At 33.0% G+C, this 18259-nt stretch carries 12 protein-coding genes; 8 read left to right on the top strand and 4 right to left on the bottom strand.

Annotated elements, in window-relative coordinates; translation table 11 throughout:
* Positions 1 to 76: 76 nt before the first annotated feature.
* From gap to JM658_RS10785, 3 genes are all read right to left on the bottom strand, one after another.
* The gene (gene gap / locus JM658_RS10795; protein ID WP_236959274.1) at positions 77 to 1078 is read right to left on the bottom strand and encodes a type I glyceraldehyde-3-phosphate dehydrogenase; all 1002 of its coding nucleotides are present in this window, start codon (positions 1076 to 1078) and stop codon (positions 77 to 79) included.
* Between the two features lie 93 nt (positions 1079 to 1171).
* A complete protein-coding gene (gene pfkA, locus JM658_RS10790) occupies positions 1172 to 2158 on the bottom strand; it encodes a 6-phosphofructokinase (RefSeq protein ID WP_236959273.1) in 987 nt (328 codons plus the stop codon).
* 277 nt (positions 2159 to 2435) lie between these two features.
* Positions 2436 to 6863: a translocation/assembly module TamB domain-containing protein gene (locus JM658_RS10785; protein ID WP_449555720.1), complete on the bottom strand. Its 4428-nt coding sequence runs from the start codon at positions 6861 to 6863 to the stop codon at positions 2436 to 2438.
* Between the two features lie 93 nt (positions 6864 to 6956).
* Between JM658_RS10785 and tsaD the strand changes: the two genes are divergently transcribed.
* Entirely contained in the window at positions 6957 to 7979 is a 1023-nt protein-coding gene (gene tsaD, locus JM658_RS10780; protein WP_236959272.1) for a tRNA (adenosine(37)-N6)-threonylcarbamoyltransferase complex transferase subunit TsaD, read from the top strand.
* A gap of 49 nt (positions 7980 to 8028) precedes the next feature.
* A complete protein-coding gene (locus JM658_RS10775; RefSeq protein ID WP_236959271.1) occupies positions 8029 to 8733 on the top strand; it encodes a 16S rRNA (uracil(1498)-N(3))-methyltransferase in 705 nt (234 codons plus the stop codon).
* Here JM658_RS10775 and JM658_RS10770 read toward each other — a convergent pair whose 3' ends face one another.
* Positions 8734 to 9462: a M15 family metallopeptidase gene (locus JM658_RS10770; RefSeq protein WP_236959270.1), complete on the bottom strand. Its 729-nt coding sequence runs from the start codon at positions 9460 to 9462 to the stop codon at positions 8734 to 8736.
* Positions 9463 to 9821: 359 nt separating this feature from the next.
* Between JM658_RS10770 and JM658_RS10765 the strand changes: the two genes are divergently transcribed.
* From JM658_RS10765 to JM658_RS10740, 6 genes are all read left to right on the top strand, one after another.
* Positions 9822 to 10397 carry a porin family protein gene (locus JM658_RS10765; protein WP_236959269.1) on the top strand — a complete coding sequence of 192 codons (576 nt, stop codon included), beginning with the start codon at positions 9822 to 9824 and terminating at the stop codon, positions 10395 to 10397.
* 264 nt (positions 10398 to 10661) lie between these two features.
* Positions 10662 to 13172 (top strand): nitrite reductase large subunit NirB, encoded by a 2511-nt coding sequence (gene nirB / locus JM658_RS10760; protein WP_236959268.1) that lies wholly within the window; start codon positions 10662 to 10664, stop codon positions 13170 to 13172.
* 113 nt (positions 13173 to 13285) lie between these two features.
* Entirely contained in the window at positions 13286 to 13663 is a 378-nt protein-coding gene (nirD, locus tag JM658_RS10755) for a nitrite reductase small subunit NirD (protein WP_236959267.1), read from the top strand.
* Positions 13664 to 13674: 11 nt separating this feature from the next.
* A complete protein-coding gene (locus JM658_RS10750) occupies positions 13675 to 14259 on the top strand; it encodes a DUF4202 domain-containing protein (RefSeq protein ID WP_236959266.1) in 585 nt (194 codons plus the stop codon).
* Positions 14260 to 14265: 6 nt separating this feature from the next.
* Positions 14266 to 16077: a sensor histidine kinase gene (locus tag JM658_RS10745; RefSeq protein WP_236959265.1), complete on the top strand. Its 1812-nt coding sequence runs from the start codon at positions 14266 to 14268 to the stop codon at positions 16075 to 16077.
* Between the two features lie 70 nt (positions 16078 to 16147).
* On the top strand, positions 16148 to 18223 hold the full coding sequence (locus JM658_RS10740) for a lipocalin-like domain-containing protein (protein WP_236959264.1): 2076 nt from the start codon (positions 16148 to 16150) through the stop codon (positions 18221 to 18223).
* Positions 18224 to 18259 lie beyond the last annotated feature (36 nt).

The raw sequence follows: 18259 nt of genomic DNA, 5'->3' as shown, positions 1-18259 counted from the left end.
TGAGTTAGTTTAATAAGCAGATCTTAATAAAATTGTAATCTTGTTTAGATTACTTTTCTTTAGATCCTATATAAATTTATAGTGCAGTAATATATTCTGCTAAATCTACCAATTTATTAGAGTATCCAGTTTCGTTGTCATACCAAGATATAACTTTGAAAAACTTAGAATTTAATTCAATTCCTGCATCAGCATCAAATACACTAGTACAAGTTTCCCCTATAAAATCTTGAGAAACTACTAATTCATCTGTATATCCTAAAATTCCTTTTAGTTCATTTTCAGAAGCAGACTTCATTACTTTTTTAATTTCTTCGTAAGAAGTTTCTTTTCCTAACTTCACAGTAAGATCCACAACAGAAACATCTGCAGTTGGCACTCTAAAAGCCATACCTGTTAGTTTCCCTTCCATAGCTGGAATTACTTTAGCAACAGCTTTTGCTGCTCCTGTAGAAGCTGGAATAATATTTAGCATAGCGCTACGCCCACCTCTGTAATCTTTTTTAGTCGGTCCATCTACTGTTAACTGCGTTGCAGTAGTAGCGTGAACTGTTGTCATCAATCCTTCTTCGATTCCGAAGTTATCATGTAATACTTTAGTAATAGGTGCTAAACAGTTTGTAGTACAAGAAGCGTTAGAAACGATTTTGTCTGAAGCTTTAGCATCTTTATGATTTACTCCCATTACAAACATTGGAGCATCTTTAGAAGGTGCAGAGATAACAACTTTCTTAGTTCCTGCATCTAAATGATATTGAGCAGTTTCTAAAGTTGTAAAAATACCTGTACACTCAGCAACGATATCTGCATCTACAGCGTCCCATTTTAAGTTTTTAGGATCTCTTTCTGAAGTAATTCTGATTGTTTTTCCGTCTACAACTAAGTTTCCGTCTTTTACCTCAATCTTTCCATCAAATCTACCGTGTACAGAATCATATTCTAATAAATATGCTAAATGCTCTACATCTAATAAATCGTTTATTCCTACAATCTCGACATTTGGTCTTTTTACAGTAGCTCTAAAAACTAATCTTCCAATACGTCCAAATCCGTTTATCCCAATCTTAACTGTTGACATGTTTACTCTTATTTTTAATTATTAATTATTAATTACCACTAAGTGGCTTTATTTCTCGTTTTTACCCCGAGAGGTGTGTTGATTAATTACTTTTTATGTTGACATTATTTCACAAACTCTCATCAGCTCAGCATCTATTGACGACTTCCCTTTGATTGCTTGTTCTATTGGTGTTAATACAATTTCATCCTTAATAAGTCCTACCATTAAGTTTGATTTACCTTCCATAAGCGATTCTACCGCACGAACTCCCATTCTACTAGCTAACACACGGTCAAAGCAAGAAGGTGATCCTCCACGCTGCATATGTCCTAATACAGAAACTCTAATGTCGTAATTTGGAAGGTTTTCTTCTACATATTCTGCTAGTTCGAAAACATTCTTCCCAGATTTATCTCCTTCAGCAACCACAACAATACTAGATGTTTTTCCACTATTTCTACTACGTTCTAAAGAATGTAATAAGCGATCTAATCCTAGATTTGCTTCAGGAATAAGAATTTCTTCTGCTCCTGCTCCTACTCCAGAATTTAAAGCTAATTGTCCGCAATCGCGTCCCATTACTTCAATAAAAAACAAACGATCGTGTGAACTCGCTGTATCTCTAATTCTATCAATAGCATCTACAACTGTATTTAAAGCTGTATCGTAACCCAAAGTAAAGGTTGTACCATCGATATCGTTATCTATAGTTCCAGGGATTCCAATAACAGGATACCCATATTCTTCATTAAAAATCATTCCTCCAGTGAAAGTACCGTCACCTCCAATTAAAACTAAGGCATCAATTTCATTAGCTATAAGCTGCTCATGTGCTTTAGCTCTTCCTTCTTTAGTTCTAAAATCTTTGGATCTTGCCGATTTAAGAATCGTACCTCCACGGTTAATTATATTTCTTACACTTCTTGCGTCTAATGCTTCTAAATCTCCTTCAATAAGTCCTTGGTATCCTCTGTAGATCCCAACACATTCTATATTATGGTATGCACAAGTTCTTACTACCGCACGAAGTGCAGCATTCATTCCTGGCGCATCGCCACCAGACGTCAAAACTCCTATTTTTTTGATGTTTGTAGACATTAATTAAATTATTTGAATCGTAAAACTACCAAAGAAATTTCAATTTTCTCATATTGTTTTAATTAAAAATACAATAATGAAAGTTTCAATCGTTTTCGTTGATAAATTCTTAACAATTCTGTTATTTTTTATGTGAGTTATTTTCCGATTTTCAAGAAAAAAACGCTTCAGAAAGATAAAATACTAAAAAATTATGATTGAAAATCAAGAAGTATGAATTGCTAAAATATAATTCTGAAGAATTACGAAAATCGTATTGCTCTTCTTTAGACGAAATCTAAGGTGATTCCTTACTTTTTTTAGTTCTAAAATTAACTAAACCATTCCCCATAGAATCGTCTTTCTTTTCTTCCTTTTTTTCTGGGGCTTTTTTCTCTTCCTTTTTATCTTTATTACCAACAAATATTTTTTTCATGAGTTCTCTAAAAGTATCAAACTCTACTTGATATGAAATTCCCATTCCCTGAGTGTATCCTTGCTGTTGTGCAAAGAATTGCTGAATCTCATCTTCACGATTGAATATCCTTGCTGTTAAACTTCCTTCTTCATTTAAAAGAATTTGTATTTCTACATCTCCTGCAACAACTGTTTCTGTAACTCCACCAACTGGAACTCCAATTTTTCCGTTTATAAGTATCCTATCACTAATCTGTGTAGAAACGGTAACTCCCAAACGATCTTCTGTAACAAAATCTAATTCTGGGTTTCGCTCTCCAATATCATAAGAAACACCTACATCAAACTTACCATCACCAGAATTTAAAACTTGATTGAATAAACTCGAAGCTGTTTGTACTAAATTCCCCGTTACAGCTGTCTGATTAATACTTAACTCATTTAAAAACACTCCTTGCGACAATAAAGAGAAGGCTTGAAGCTCCCTTTTTGCATTATCATCTAATCGGTATTGTAACTCTGCATTTATAACAGCATTTGCAGATGGAAAATTGATAGTATAATCTAAAGATGGCTGCATAAGTTGCCCCTGAAGCTCTATGATAACGTCCGTTTCGATTTTCCTTGTAAGCTGACTATTCTCTAACAATACGGCTGGATTTGCGTAGAGTGAATATTTAGCTGCAATATTCATATCTACATCGTCTAAAGGATCTCCCTCCCAGTTGATGGTTCCCCCTGGCTGTACAACGAAGCGTTTGTTTATAAAACCGCCATATTTAAACAAATATTCTCCTGTATAGGTTATAAAGTCACCATACATCCTAAACTTACCGTTGGTATTTATTTCTATTAATAAACTTCCCGCTCCAGTTCCTTTTAGAGTACTTCTTGTCTTTGGATCTATAATAATTTCAATTTCGGCTTCTGGAGTTACATCGAGATCAAATTGCATCTCTACCCCTTTTACCTCTGCTAATTTTTGCTGAAAAGCCTCTTCTTCAGTTTCTCCTTTATCGATAAAATTAATAATAGAAGTATCTCCAATTTCTGTAATATCACTTAACGGAATTACAAAAGTTGTCCCTCTCTCCGTTTTAGCATTCACATCGATATTTATGATCTTATTGGTGAGCCCATAAATCTGAGCATCTCCACTTATAAATCCTGTTCCGTAATATAAAGACTCCTCTTCGCCTCTTGTATTAAGCACCAAAAACCGCTCGCCATTGGTGTCTAAATTTAAATCTAAATACCAATCTCTAAAATAATCGTATGTTATAGATCCATTTAGCGTAGCTTCAGTATTATATTGGGTGTCTGTAATACCAACATTATCGAATTTAAAGGAACGCCCCTCTAAACTAACATCGGCAATCTTTTCGAAATCAAGGTCTACATTTAGATACGGAATCTTTAAACCTCCATCGGTAATTTGTAACCCACCGTCCATATCTGGATTATCGATAGGACCTGTCATTTTAAAATCTCCAGAAGCAAATCCCCGCATATTAGAAATAACATCTCCCCCTAAAGGACTTAAAACACTTAGATTTAAATTCTCCAAATGCCCCCTTAAATCTAATTCCGTTTGCTCTTCAGTAGAAATAATATCTCCGAGAATATTCAAAGATTCTCTATCTTGATTTACAATTTTAGCGTTTACACCAAACTTGGTTAAGTTATCATTCCCAAGAATAGAAAGGAAAAGATTTCCTAACTTATAATCATTCACTTCGAAGTTTGAAATTTTCACATTCGAAGAAGGCGTATAATTACTATTTCGCTGTAAGATATTAAGATAACCATCTACTGTTCCGTCTAATTTTAGACTATCTATATCTGGAATGATTTTATCTAAAGTAACCTTATCGAATTCAAGGTCGATATCTTTATATGTACTATCAATTATGGTACCTTCTAAACTTATTTGTTCCTCTTTGTAATTCATTACCACCTGACTAATATTCACGGTGTCTAACGTCTTACTAAAGCTCACTTTATTATCGGTATCGTTGTTTTCATTAATAATCCAATCGCGTCCTTTAAAACCTAGTTGTGAACGTTTTAATCCGATAACAGATTCTTGCTTATTATTAAATGTATGATAGAAATTAAGATTGTAAACATCATTAAACTCCTTCCCTCCTTTAAACTCAGTTCTAAAAAATAGGGTGTCGTTAATCTTAGTATTTATCAGTGAGAAATCATTAACATCATAGATATTAGAATCGATATTTTTAACTTCTACATATGTGTTGTAAAGTGGATTTTTATTATCGATTTGAATTTCAATATTATCAAAAATATTTCCATTCGCATTAATTTTAGGTGAATTAAAACTCAATTTAAAATCCCCTTCATCAGCAACAATGCTTCCCTTTATAAGAGTATTACTACCAAATTCTATCTTCGGGAAAAAGACCTCTACAATTTTATTATAAATCTTAAAGTTAAAGTCTACATATTGTCCTGGAGCTACTTCCTCTGGTTTATAATTTGTATAAATACTACCTATAGAATTCTTAACAAGATTCCCGAGTTCTCTAACTCGATATTTACCTTTTAAAGATCCTGTAATAATATCCGGAGAATTAACTGTAATAATTCGCTCTACACCTTTAAATTCTGAAGTGACTGTAAAATCATCAAAATAATAACTGTCATTCTGGTTTACATAGTTAGTCTTATTGAAGCTAATCTCCCCAGCAAGATCATAGAGCGTATTTCCAGCCATATCTGCTACAATATTCCCTTTAAATACGGAAATACTATCCCTGCTAACAAAATTCAATCTATTTAGGTCTATATTATTTACGGAAGCCACAAATTTAAACTCATTGGTCTCTCCAGAAAGATCTGCAAGCCCTTTAAAAGCTATATCAAAGTTCTTGTCTTTTGAAGTTACGGACCCATCAAATAATTGGTCTTTAAGAATTCCTGAAACCTTTACATTACTATATTTATATCCATTATAATCAACGCTATATATCTCTCCTATAATTTCTGTATTGAGCACTTCCTGCTTAAATCCAAGTCCATCTACATTAACATCTAAATTTGTTAATCCAAGGGACTCATCTTCCAGAAAAATTCCCATATCAAAATCCTGTAATGAAAGAAATCCATCATAAGAAGCATTATCGATATTATCAATATTAGTAAGCGTTAAGTCGGAATACCCTTTCCCAATATCTGAAATCAAATTTACTTTAGCATATACAGATTGCTCCGTAATTGTCATATTTCCAAATATAGAAAGCTGCCCTAATCTACTAAATGAAGAAGGCAAAGTTTTACCTAGAATTCCAGGCAATAAATTGGTTAACTGATAATAATTAGAAGATACATTATTAACCTTTGCTTCGATGCTAAAAGGTTTTGCTTTTTCAAATAAATTATTAAAAACAAAATCTCCATCTATAATGGTATTCTCAGAAGTCATATCGAGATTATTCATTGAGAGTTTGTTTAAAACTCCTTCAAAATCTGATGACAATCTAACCTCTCTTCCTTTACCAAATTCATTGAAATAAAGATTTATCTCATCCAATGCTACGGTAGACTCTTTAAAGTTACCTTTTAGATTCACTTTATTTAAAAAGTCTTTAAAATCTTCAACCTCATAATTAAAAACGATATCCCCTTGAATAAATGATTCTGGAGTTTCTAAGGAAAATTCATCCAGTCTCATTTCCGTTTTAGAATAAGAAAAGTTTGTTTTTAATTGATTTACAACAACTCCCTTTTTAGAGGTAAAATCCAATTGATTTATATCCACAGTAACTTTAGGTCCTAAAATCTGAAAATCATCAGCTTCAATATGAAGATCTTCTAATCCTAAAATAAGAGGTGTCTCTTTATTTTCATCCACCAAACGGAATTCACTTTTCTTTACGGAAATATGAGAAGAAGTCATTAAAAATGGATTCTCAGGGTCTCCCTCTCCTTTATCTAATTTATCAACAAAAACATTTAAATTCGTATTATCTTCTCCTTTATGAATTTTAAGATTCAGCAATAACTCATCTGCTTTTATATCTCCAAATTCTAAATCTCCTTTTACTATATTTTGTAAACTTAAAATGGAAGTATTTAATTTATTTATATAAACTAAAGTGTCTTGTTTATAATCTTCAACATAAACCCCTTTTATATTTACATCTCCAAAAAAAGGCATAAACTGCACACCATCTATAAAAATGTGTGTATTAAATGTCTCATTTAAATAGTTTGTAGCTCTTTTTGCAATAGAAGTTTGCACAAATGGTAGGGACAGAAAAATACTTGCCAACACCAATATTAAGATGACAACAAGGAGTATTCTAAATAATATTTTTCTTAGTTTTCTGATAGATTTTAATGTTTTACCTTTGCCACTTAATTCCAGTTCAAATATAGCATGAATACTCAAGATGTTTACATACTAGCTATAGAATCTTCTTGCGATGACACTTCTGCAGCTGTTCTTCACAACGATAAAGTGCTTAGCAATGTTGTGGCTAGCCAAAAAATTCACGAAGAATATGGTGGCGTAGTTCCAGAACTTGCTTCTAGAGCGCATCAACAAAATATTGTCCCTGTAGTGCATCAAGCTTTGAGCAAGGCAAATATCGATAAAAAACAGTTAGCTGCAATAGCTTTTACGCGCGGACCTGGATTAATGGGTTCACTACTCGTTGGAACGTCTTTTGCTAAGTCGTTATCTCAAGGATTAAATATCCCTCTAATTGAAGTAAACCATATGCAAGCGCATCTTTTGGCTCATTTTATAAAAGAAAAAGATACACCTATTCCTACCTTTCCTTTTTTAGGAATGACAATTAGTGGCGGACATACACAGATTGTAAAAGTTAACGATTACTTCGATATGGAAGTTATTGGAGAAACGATTGATGATGCCGTTGGAGAAGCCTTTGATAAATCTGCCAAAATTTTAGGACTCCCTTATCCTGGCGGTCCTCTTATCGATAAATATGCTCAAGAAGGAAACCCTAAGGCATTTCCATTTCCTAAGCCAAAAGTAGGCGAATTAAACTTTAGCTTCAGTGGTTTTAAAACAGCTGTTCTCTATTTTATTCAGAAAGAAGTAAAAGAAAATCCTAATTTCATTGAAGAAAACCTGAAAGACATCTGTGCTTCGATCCAATATACAATTATTAATATTTTGATTGATAAATTAAAGAAAGCTACGAAGCAAACTGGAATCAAACAAATTGCTATCGGCGGAGGAGTTTCTGCAAATTCAGGAATCCGAAAAGCGCTAAAAGATGGTGAGCAACGCTTTGGATGGGAAACATTTGTTCCTAAATTTGAATATACTACAGATAATGCAGCTATGATTGGTATTGTTGGGTATTATAAATATTTAAATGAAGATTTTACTAACGAAAAAATTACAGCAAAAGCACGTTTTTCATTATAAACAAATAGTAGATTCAGTTTTATCTTTACAAACCTTTTAACACACATTCATGCAACTTTTTTACGCACCAGAAATAGAGAGCAACACCGAGCAATTTACTTTCGATAAAGAGGAAAGTAGACATATTAGTAAAGTGCTTCGTAAAAAAGAAGGCGATACACTTTATATTACTAACGGTAAAGGATGGCTTTTTAATGCTGAAATTATTAATGCTGATATAAAAAATTGTGTTGTTACCATTAAAAGTAGCGAGCTAAAACGTAAAAAGAATTACTATCTGCACATGGCTGTTGCTCCTACAAAAATGAACGACCGTTTTGAATGGTTTTTAGAAAAAGCTACAGAAATAGGAATCGATGAAATTACTCCCATTATCTGCGATCACTCTGAGCGTAAAACCATAAAACCAGAACGCTATGAAAAAATATTGCAGGCTGCCATGAAGCAATCTTTAAATTGCTATCTCCCAATATTGAATGAAGCCATTTCTTATAATGATTTTATGGATGGTGATTTTAATGGTCAATTATTTATTGCCCATTGTGAAGATCAAGAGAAATCTGATCTTAAGAGAAAAGTAATGGCAGACAATCAGGTTCTAATCCTTATTGGTCCAGAAGGCGATTTCTCGATTAATGAAATAGAAACCGCCAAAAATAAAGGTTTTACTCCTGTTAGTTTGAGTGACAACCGATTAAGAACAGAAACGGCAGCTATTGTTGCTTGCCATATTGTTTCTTTAATGAATGGTTAATTACTCACAATCCCAAGTGAAATTGGCTACCTTATAATTTAAGGTAGGTTTATAATTATAATGCCACCACTCTGAAGTAATCGCTCCAAAACCGAAAGACTCCATTGTAGTTTTTAATAATTTTCTATTATCCAATACCTCTTTTGGTAAATCGGTATAAGCGTGTCTTGCTTTTCTTCCGAAGAAATCAAAAGGAGTTCCCATATCCAACTCTTCCCCTGCTAACGTCTCTAATGTAATATCTACAGCACCTCCTTTATTATGTATCGATCCTTTGGCAGGATTAGCAACATAAGTAGCATTTGGCACTATTTTCCACATTTTCTTTTGCACATCATGCGGACGGTAGCAATCAAAAAACTTGATTCGATATCCCTTTTCAACAAAAGCGGCATTAGCTTTTAGCAATCCTCGTGCTGTAACCGCTCGAACATAACATTCACCGCAATCATATACTTGTGCCTTCAAAAAATTATCTTCGGTAGCGTATTTCATTTCATAAGCAAAATCATCGCTATAGTCTGCCAATCTAACAAAAGTAGTATCTGGAATTGAAGCTAAAGGAACTACTTGCTTCTTTTCTTCCTCTGCAGGAACTACAGAATCGACAACCTCTTCCAAAGGTTTTTCAATTTCTTGTGTTATCTCTTCTTGTTTTTTCTCTGCTTTGGGAGTTTCCTTACAAGAGAAACATACTATTATAATTAGAACAATTGATAATCCTTTCATCTATTTATTTTTTATCGGTGCTGTTTTATATCTAGGTGAATTTCTAGACACATAATAACATATTAATGCATTAAAAATATGTTTTTGTAAAGGTATAAAAAGTGTCTCTATTAAAGTTTTCCTAAAGTTAAAAACCTACACAATAGAAAATAGTATTTAAAAACAAACAGGTAACTAGTTGCAAATAAACACACAATAATTGCTAGAAACCCGACACTAAAAAAAATGAGCATATAGTCTACTTAATATTTAAGTTTTTCTTAGAAAACACTTATAAATCGGTTAACAATTTTGCTTTAATAAGCCTCCTACATTTGAAAAACAAACCAATAGTAATAAATAATTAAAACTATTCAATCATGAAAAAACACATTTTAGTAATAGCAACTTTATTAGTAGGAACAGTAGCAAGTGCACAATCTTGGTCGGATGAATTCCAATTAGGAGCTCGTGGAGGTGTAAACTTTTCTAGCGTTACTGGAGATGACATTGACAGTCCAGATAACAGAACTAGTTTCTATGCAGGTTTGGTTGCTGAGGCGCCAATTAGCGAACGAGTTTCCATTCAACCTGAGGTATTCTATTCCGGACAAGGGTTCGATGTAGATGACCAAGATACCGAGTTTCAAGTAGACTACATACAAGTTCCCCTTCTTGCTAAAATCTATCTAGCTGAAGGTTTTAACTTACATGCAGGTCCGCAAGTAGGTTTTAAAGTAAATGAAGAATTAGATTTTGAACCTACAGAAGATGCTGGAGACTTTGATACCGATGAGATAAATGATGTTGATTTCCAATTAACAGGAGGTGCAGAATATAAGTTTGAAAATGGATTCTTCCTTCAAGCTAGATATTCATATGGTTTATCTGAAGTGGTAGAAGATACAGATATTCATAATTCTGTATTTTCAGCTGGATTAGGATTTATGTTCTAATAATTAATATTAAGAACTAGCTTAAGTGTTAGTTTAAACGTAAGCCCATTTTACGGGGTTCCCCTTTAAACTTACGTTGTATCCGCATTTTCCAAATGGAAAGTGCGGATATTTTTATTTAAAGCCCTCAAAATTATACATCTATAAATTTTTATTACCCAAAATCTATGATTCTATAAAAATAGAGCTAAGAAACTCAATTACGTAATCTACGTATACAAAATTAAGTATTTTTACTTATATTTGACTTAAAATTACGTAGTCATGAAGAAAGTCATAGTTATCGGAAATGGAATGGTTGGTTATAAGTTCTGTGAAAAACTTATAAACAAAGCCAATAGAAATGATTTTGAAATCGAAGTCTTCGGAGAAGAACCTAGGCCAGCTTACGATAGAGTTCATCTAAGCGAGTACTTTGGTGAAAAGTCTGCAGAGGAGCTATTAATGGCTCCAACAGAATGGTATTCAGAAAATAAAATCACTCTACATACTTCTTCACTAATCTCTAATATCGATACTCAGAAAAAAGAGATTACTACGTATAAAAAGGAAATATACAATTACGACTACTTAGTTATAGCAACAGGTTCCTCCCCCTTCATTCCCCCTATTAAAGGGTCAGAAAAATCTGGAGTATTTGTATATCGTACTTTAGAAGATTTAGACGCGATGAAAAGTTATGCTTCTAAAATTAAAAAAGAAGGCAAAACACAGGCAGCCGTGCTTGGAGGTGGACTTTTAGGATTAGAGGCAGCAAATGCAGCTAAAGAATTAGGAATGAAAACTCATGTAATAGAGTTCGCTCCTCGTTTAATGCCAAGACAATTAGATCTGCCTGCAAGTAACCTATTAAAAAGCAAAATAGAACAAATGGATATTAAAGTCCATTTAGAAAAAGCTACTTCAGAGATTGTCGGTGAAGATTCAATTGAAGCTATGCAGTTTAATGATAACTCTTCCTTAAAAGTTGATATGTTAATTATATCTGCGGGGATCCGCCCTAGAGATGAGCTTGCTAGAGATGCAGGGATAAAAGTTGGTGAACGCGGAGGTATCTGGGTAAATAATAAAATGCAAACATCGGCAGAAGATGTATATGCTATTGGAGAAGTAGCGCTTTATAACGAAGGTATTTATGGTTTAGTTGCTCCAGGTTACGATATGGCAAACGTTGCTGTGGAACAAATTACTGGAGGAGACATTAAAATGGTTTCTTCCATAGATATGTCTACACAACTTAAACTTATAGGAACAGAAGTTGCTAGTTTTGGAGATCCCTTCATAGAAAATGATAATGTATCTGTTATTTCTTTTGAAAACAAACACAAAGGTATTTACAAGAGAATTAATGTTACTAAAGACGGAACAAAACTCTTAGGAGGAATTCTAGTGGGAGATTCTTCTGATTATAATACTCTATTTCAATTATACATCAATGAAATGAAACTCCCAGAAAATCCTGAAGATCTAATTTTAGGCGCTCGAGGTGGTGAAAGCTCCTCAGTAGGAAGTGTAATGGATTTCCCAGATACTGCTCAAATATGTTCTTGTGAAAGTGTTACAAAAGGAAGCATTTGCGGAATGATAAAAGACGAAACTTGTTGTTCTCTTTCTGATGTAGTTAAGGCTACTAAAGCAACTAGTGGTTGTGGAGGTTGTAAGCCGATGGTTGTAGATTTAGTAAATGAAACTTTAAAATCTCTAGGAAAAGAAGTTAAAGAAACATTATGTGAACACTTTAATTATAACCGACAAGAATTGTACGATCTTATTAAAGTAAATAATGTACAAACATATGACGAAGCCTTGGATCTCTTTGGAAAAGGAGACGGGTGTGAAACTTGTAAACCTGCTTTGGCTTCATTATTTGCTAGCATCTATATGGAAACAGCAAATAAGCAAGTTACCATTCAGGATTCAAACGACAAGTTTTTAGCAAACATCCAACGTAATGGAACTTATTCTATTGTTCCTAGGGTTGCTGGAGGAGAAATTTCACCTGAAAAATTAATGGTTTTAGGAAAAGTAGCGCAGAAATATGATCTATACACTAAAATTACTGGAGGACAGAGAATTGATCTTTTTGGAGCTGAGTTACATGAATTACCTCTTATTTGGAAAGAATTAATAGACGCTGGTTTTGAAAGTGGTCACGCTTATGGTAAATCATTAAGAACGGTAAAAAGTTGTGTTGGATCAACGTGGTGTCGCTACGGAATGCATGAAAGTGTCTCTTTTGCAATCGAGATTGAAAACAGATATCGTGGGTTACGCTCACCTCATAAATTAAAAGGCGGTGTTTCTGGATGCATCAGAGAATGTGCAGAAGCAAGAGGAAAAGACTTTGGACTAATTGCTGTGGATGGCGGATGGAACTTATACGTATGTGGTAACGGAGGTGCTACGCCCAAACACGCTATCTTATTGGCGGAACAATTGGATGACGAAACCTGTGTTAAATATTTAGATAGATTTTTAATGTATTACATCCGAACTGCAGCTCCCCTTACCCGCACAGCTCCTTGGTTAGATAAATTAGACGGAGGAATAGAATACCTTAAAAAAGTAATTATTGAAGATTCTTTAGAAATAGCTGAAGATTTAGAAAAAGAAATGCAAAGTCTTGTAAATAAATACGAGTGCGAATGGAAACAAGCCATTGAAGATCCAGAAATGATGAAACGCTTTAAGCACTTTGTAAATACAGACGAAAGAGATAGCAACATAGAATATGTAGCACTTAGAGATCAAAAAATGCCTAAAGCATGGGTATAATATGTTTACAGTAATCAGTTTATCAGTTGGCAGATAGTTAGTTGTGAAAATAATGTCAACTGAGAACTGAGGAATTTCAGAAAAAACAATACTAACCTCGCAATATTTAAATTATGGAACAACTACTTCAACAATATCAATCGGTCACACAAAACAAAGTTATGCATTGGTTTAAAGCTGGAAATATAAACGACTTCCCTAAAGATGGCGGTGCATGTGTAAAGTATAAATCTAAGCAGATTGCTGTGTATCATTTTGCGAGAAAATCTGCTTGGTATGCTTGTCAGAATCTATGTCCTCATAAAATGGAAATGGTACTTTCTCGTGGTATGGTTGGTGATCTAAGCGGAATTCCAAAAGTAGCGTGTCCGCTTCACAAAAAAACATTTTCCTTAGAAAATGGAGAGAACTTAAATGGAGAGGACTACAAAATTGCTACTTATCCTGTTAAAATTGAAAATGAAAATGTGTATATTGGCTTCACAGATTAATAAACACAAATATGAGCCAACCAAATTTTAAAGAAGCAATTGAAAAAATAGATCGTGCAAACGCTCAAGATCCAAATACTGAAACTTACCAAGGGAAAACATATCCAAAAGAATTATTGTATTCCCAACGTATGACGGAGACGTTGCTTTCTTTTGAACCTACGGCTACTGAAGAATTACAAATTGCAGCAAGAGCACAACATATAGAAAGATGGAAAATAGAGCGTAACTCCTACCCTATGGACCGCGTTGGCTACTTAAAATGGAGAGAAGAGCTTAAAAAAATGCATGCTGATGTAACTTCAGAGATTTTAAAAGAAGTTGGTTATGACGATGAATTCTCTGAGCGAGTATCTTTTTTAATTAGAAAAAAAATGTTGAAAAAAGATGAAGGAACACAAACGCTAGAAGATGTTATATGTTTAGTCTTTTTACAGTATTATTTTGAAGATTTTGCTGATAAACATTCCGATGAAAAACTTATCGATATACTTCAGAAAACATGGGGAAAAATGTCTAACAAAGGACATAAAGCAGCTTTAAAATTACCCCTAAGTGACAACAGTTTATCGCTTATTAAACGAGCATTAGCTTAAAAAATTATGAGCACAAAGGTCAACTCGTTAGACCAAAATACTTTCAACAAGCTTAGACAACTATACATTATAGCTTTAAGCGCTATTGCGCTATCCGTAATTATAAGTCAGTTATTAGTTCGTAAGTTTTTAAGCGACCAACAAGACGATGCTAAAATTATAAATATTGCTGGTAGACAGCGAATGTTGAGTCAGAAACTAACCAAAGAAGTACTATTACTTTCTAATAAAGAAGGTTCTTTAGATAAAAAAGACGCCTTAATTGAGATTAAAAAAACACTTCTCCTTTGGGAGTCTTCACATCAATCACTTCAAAATGGTAATGACAGTTTACACATTGAAGGTGATAATTCTGAGGCTATAAAAGAGATGTTTGATGAGTTGCAACCTTCCTTTAGTCAGATTCAGACTTCAGTAAATAATATTCTTCACGAAGCAAATACAGATGCAACTATCTTTAAAGATGATTTTCAGCAAGAAATAAAAGTTCTATTAATTCAGGAGCAAGAATTTCTAGCTATTATGGATCGCATTGTGAATCAATACGACAAAGAAGCAACTCATAAAGTAGAAAAGCTTCAGAAGTTAGAATCTATTTTACTTGTGGTAACGCTTGCAATTTTATTAGCTGAGTTTTTATTTATCTTCTGGCCAGCAGCAAAACGCACCAAACAAACGATTAAAAATCTATTAGTTTCCGAAGAAAAGGCTAAAGAAATGGCTTATAATGCTGATGTTTTAAGCCAAGCAAAAGAGAAATCTGTTAACCAGTTAAAAGCTTTAAGCTTGGTTATGGAACAAACATTATTGTTTGCCCGTATTACTCCCGATGGCTATTTGGTACATTTAGGAAGTAAGTTTTCTAGCAAGTTTAATCATAGAAGTTTCAGTACAACAACAAAGTTTTCAGAAATTATTTCTACGGATGAAAAAGAACAAGAACAGATAGAAAACATAATCAGTAATAATCAAAATACAGGCTGGCAAGGAGAAATTAAAGGAACGCTTACCAATGATGAAGCTATTTGGCTAGAAATGTCTGTTATCCCTTATCATCCAGGAGATCAAAAGGAAGAATTACTACTCATTTGTTTTGAGATTACCGAGCGAAAAAAAGCACAACTACAGATAGAGCGACTAAATAAAGAGCGCTTTGAAGCTAAAATTGATCAGCAGAAAACATTGTCAGCAAAAATCATAGAAAACCAAGAGCAAGAACAAAATAGAATTGCCAAAGATATTCATGATGGAATAGGACAAATGTTAACCGGTTTAAAATTTAATATTGAAAGTATTGATGTTAAAAATACAGCCAAAGCAGCCGAAAAAATTGAACATTTAAAAGAGCTGACTTCAAACATAATCAAAGGTGTTAGAACAGCTACATTTAACTTAACACCTCCAGAATTAACCGATCATGGAGTTGTTCCTGCGCTTTCTAAACTTACTCAAGAACTAGCAAAATTTACAGGTAAGAATATTGTACTTTTTAATAAAACTGAATTTAGTGATCGCTTAGATTCTCTTGCTGAAATTAATATTTACAGAATTACCCAAGAAGCAGTAAATAACGCCATTAAATATGCTGATTCTACACATATTATTATCACTGTTTCCCATAGCAAGGAGCTCCTCAGTGTCACTATTGACGATAACGGAAAAGGCTTCGACACCAATAAATTAAAACCAAGAGAAAATGGTGAAGGAGGAATGGGACTCACTTTTATGAAAGAACGAATAAATTACATTAACGGTCGTTTATTTATGAATTCTTCCCCTGGAAAAGGCACGAGAGTTACCATCAATGTTCCTATTTAGAAAATTTTCATCTCCCAAAGTAAATAGAATCATAAAATTTTTATTTTAGCAGTTCCTAAAATACCACTTTATGAAGATTTTTAAAATTTTGATTATATTTTTCGTAGGAATCATCTTTTATGCATGTGATAAAGATGATGAGCAAACTCCTGAAGATTTGTTTTATGCAAATGCTTTAACTTCTGTGAAAATGGAGGATATCGCTGGCAATTGGGCTATGAGTACAGTTGAATATAATGGAGAAATTTCTATAATACAGCCGTCTAGACCAGAATGTGGAAGTGACTTTACTTCAATTACTTCGGATGGCAAATACAGAGAATATATCTATTCAGATTCATATAATTGCACAGCGAATGTAATAACTTCTTCTTGGAAATTAAATAATGGTATTCTTACAATTACAGATGCAAATGGAAAGTCTGATGAAATTGTTATTATTAAAGCTACAGATAATACACTTATATTCAAGATAAAAATGGATGTGAGCGCGAGTTTACAAGACCAGATTTTTAGTTTTACTGCTCACTCATATACTCCAGCTGAAGATAAAGATTTATATTCTGATACTTTTGAACAGAATACCAACGAAGAACACATAGAGCAAATTGAGTTCAATTGGCAAACTTATGTAGGTGTAAATGGATTTGAGCGATATGAAATTTATAGAAGCACTACCCTTTCAAAAAATAATGCTACTCTAATTAAAACTATTGATGACATTAAAATTAATTCTTTTATAGATTTAGATCCTCCTATTCAAGATAAGCTTTATTACTATTTTAAAATATATAATGAAAATGGTCTTTTAGGGGAAAGTGAATTACAAAAAGTTTTTACTGGGTCATTACATGTGAGAGAAATTTTTTTAAAGCAACCTACTGTAGTAAATCAGCAAGTAGAATTAGAGTGGGAAGAGTCACAATCCCCATATTTCTCAAATTACACTGTATTAGTATATGGAGATAATCCTGATGCGCAGCCTATAAAATCTGAAGGAAACACCCAGATTTTAAAAAAAATATACGAAAAAGAAACCCTAAACTTCACGGATGAATTTTCATATATCAAGAATCCAGTATATATAGTTTATGTTGAGGATATTTTTGGAAATACCTCTATAGAATATGAGAACTTAGACTTAAGACAACAAGTAGATTTCGAAAGAGAAGGATTAATTGACCTCTACAATATTGAACAATTTACTCATGATCCAAAAGCACCTTACATATATTTAAATGGATTAGGTGAAAAGAACGGCACTGGTTATAATATTATTAAATATAATTATGAAACTAAAAAAGTTGTTGCTAAAAAAACTGGAATAAGACTATATTCCGGTATAGAAATGAAATTAATAAATTCTGATCAAGGAAATGAGTTATTTGTTAATCATAATGGCAATTTACATATATATGATGCTGACAATCTTAATTTATTACATGAAAATGGTGAATCAGGATATGAAATCACAACCTATAGTGATTTTGAATATATAGATAATGGAATTTATCTTTTTGTCAATAAAACACATCTTATAAGCTACCGAAGAGATTCAGAGGGATTCTCTATGATTGATAGTAAACCTCATTTTGATAGAATTTTAAGTACAAATGCTTATCACTTAATTCCTACATCAACTAATAACTTCCTTCTTGGACATAAAGAAATTAATTATAGTCTAAACATAGAGATAGATGATCAAGGCCTAATCGATATTACTGGTCAGACAGCTATAAGCATTCAATCTCAATGGAAAACACGTACTTTATATGAACCTGCTACTGATGAACTTTTTAACTTAGATACAGGAGATATATACCTAGTAAATCAAACTCAATTAGTAATGACTAATTCTGCTCCAGAATACTTTTTAGGATGGGGCAAAAATGCAACCGAACTTTACGCTGCTAATCATGATGATATCTCTACTAATCATGAAAATTTCAATAAGCAATTAATTGTTATTAAACGGCGTAATCAATACCAGTATGATACATATCCAACGCTGGGGTATCCTATGGCCACATTTAATGATTACAAAGGCAAACTAATAATTATTTCTAGTTACTTTAAAAGAGAAGAGTTAGATAGTTACACTAGCTGTAGAGCCAATTTTTTTATCGAACCTAATGTATCGCTATAATATTAAATTAAGTATTATTTCGTATTTTCGTACTTA

It is taken from the genome of Joostella atrarenae (genome assembly GCF_021764745.1).
Taxonomy (GTDB): domain Bacteria; phylum Bacteroidota; class Bacteroidia; order Flavobacteriales; family Flavobacteriaceae; genus Galbibacter; species Galbibacter atrarenae.
Note: the sequence above shows the minus strand (reverse complement) of the source record. Positions and strands in the feature narration are given on the sequence as shown.

Excerpts from the sequence above, each read along its gene's own strand:
- gap (WP_236959274.1), bottom strand. The coding sequence starts at position 1,078 with ATGTCAACAGTTAAGATTGGGATAAACGGATTTGGACGTATTGGAAGA.
- pfkA (WP_236959273.1), bottom strand. The coding sequence starts at position 2,158 with ATGTCTACAAACATCAAAAAAATAGGAGTTTTGACGTCTGGTGGCGAT.
- tsaD (WP_236959272.1), top strand. The coding sequence starts at position 6,957 with ATGAATACTCAAGATGTTTACATACTAGCTATAGAATCTTCTTGCGAT.
- JM658_RS10775 (WP_236959271.1), top strand. The coding sequence starts at position 8,029 with ATGCAACTTTTTTACGCACCAGAAATAGAGAGCAACACCGAGCAATTT.
- JM658_RS10770 (WP_236959270.1), bottom strand. The coding sequence starts at position 9,462 with ATGAAAGGATTATCAATTGTTCTAATTATAATAGTATGTTTCTCTTGT.
- JM658_RS10765 (WP_236959269.1), top strand. The coding sequence starts at position 9,822 with ATGAAAAAACACATTTTAGTAATAGCAACTTTATTAGTAGGAACAGTA.
- nirB (WP_236959268.1), top strand. The coding sequence starts at position 10,662 with ATGAAGAAAGTCATAGTTATCGGAAATGGAATGGTTGGTTATAAGTTC.
- nirD (WP_236959267.1), top strand. The coding sequence starts at position 13,286 with ATGGAACAACTACTTCAACAATATCAATCGGTCACACAAAACAAAGTT.
- JM658_RS10750 (WP_236959266.1), top strand. The coding sequence starts at position 13,675 with ATGAGCCAACCAAATTTTAAAGAAGCAATTGAAAAAATAGATCGTGCA.
- JM658_RS10745 (WP_236959265.1), top strand. The coding sequence starts at position 14,266 with ATGAGCACAAAGGTCAACTCGTTAGACCAAAATACTTTCAACAAGCTT.
- JM658_RS10740 (WP_236959264.1), top strand. The coding sequence starts at position 16,148 with ATGAAGATTTTTAAAATTTTGATTATATTTTTCGTAGGAATCATCTTT.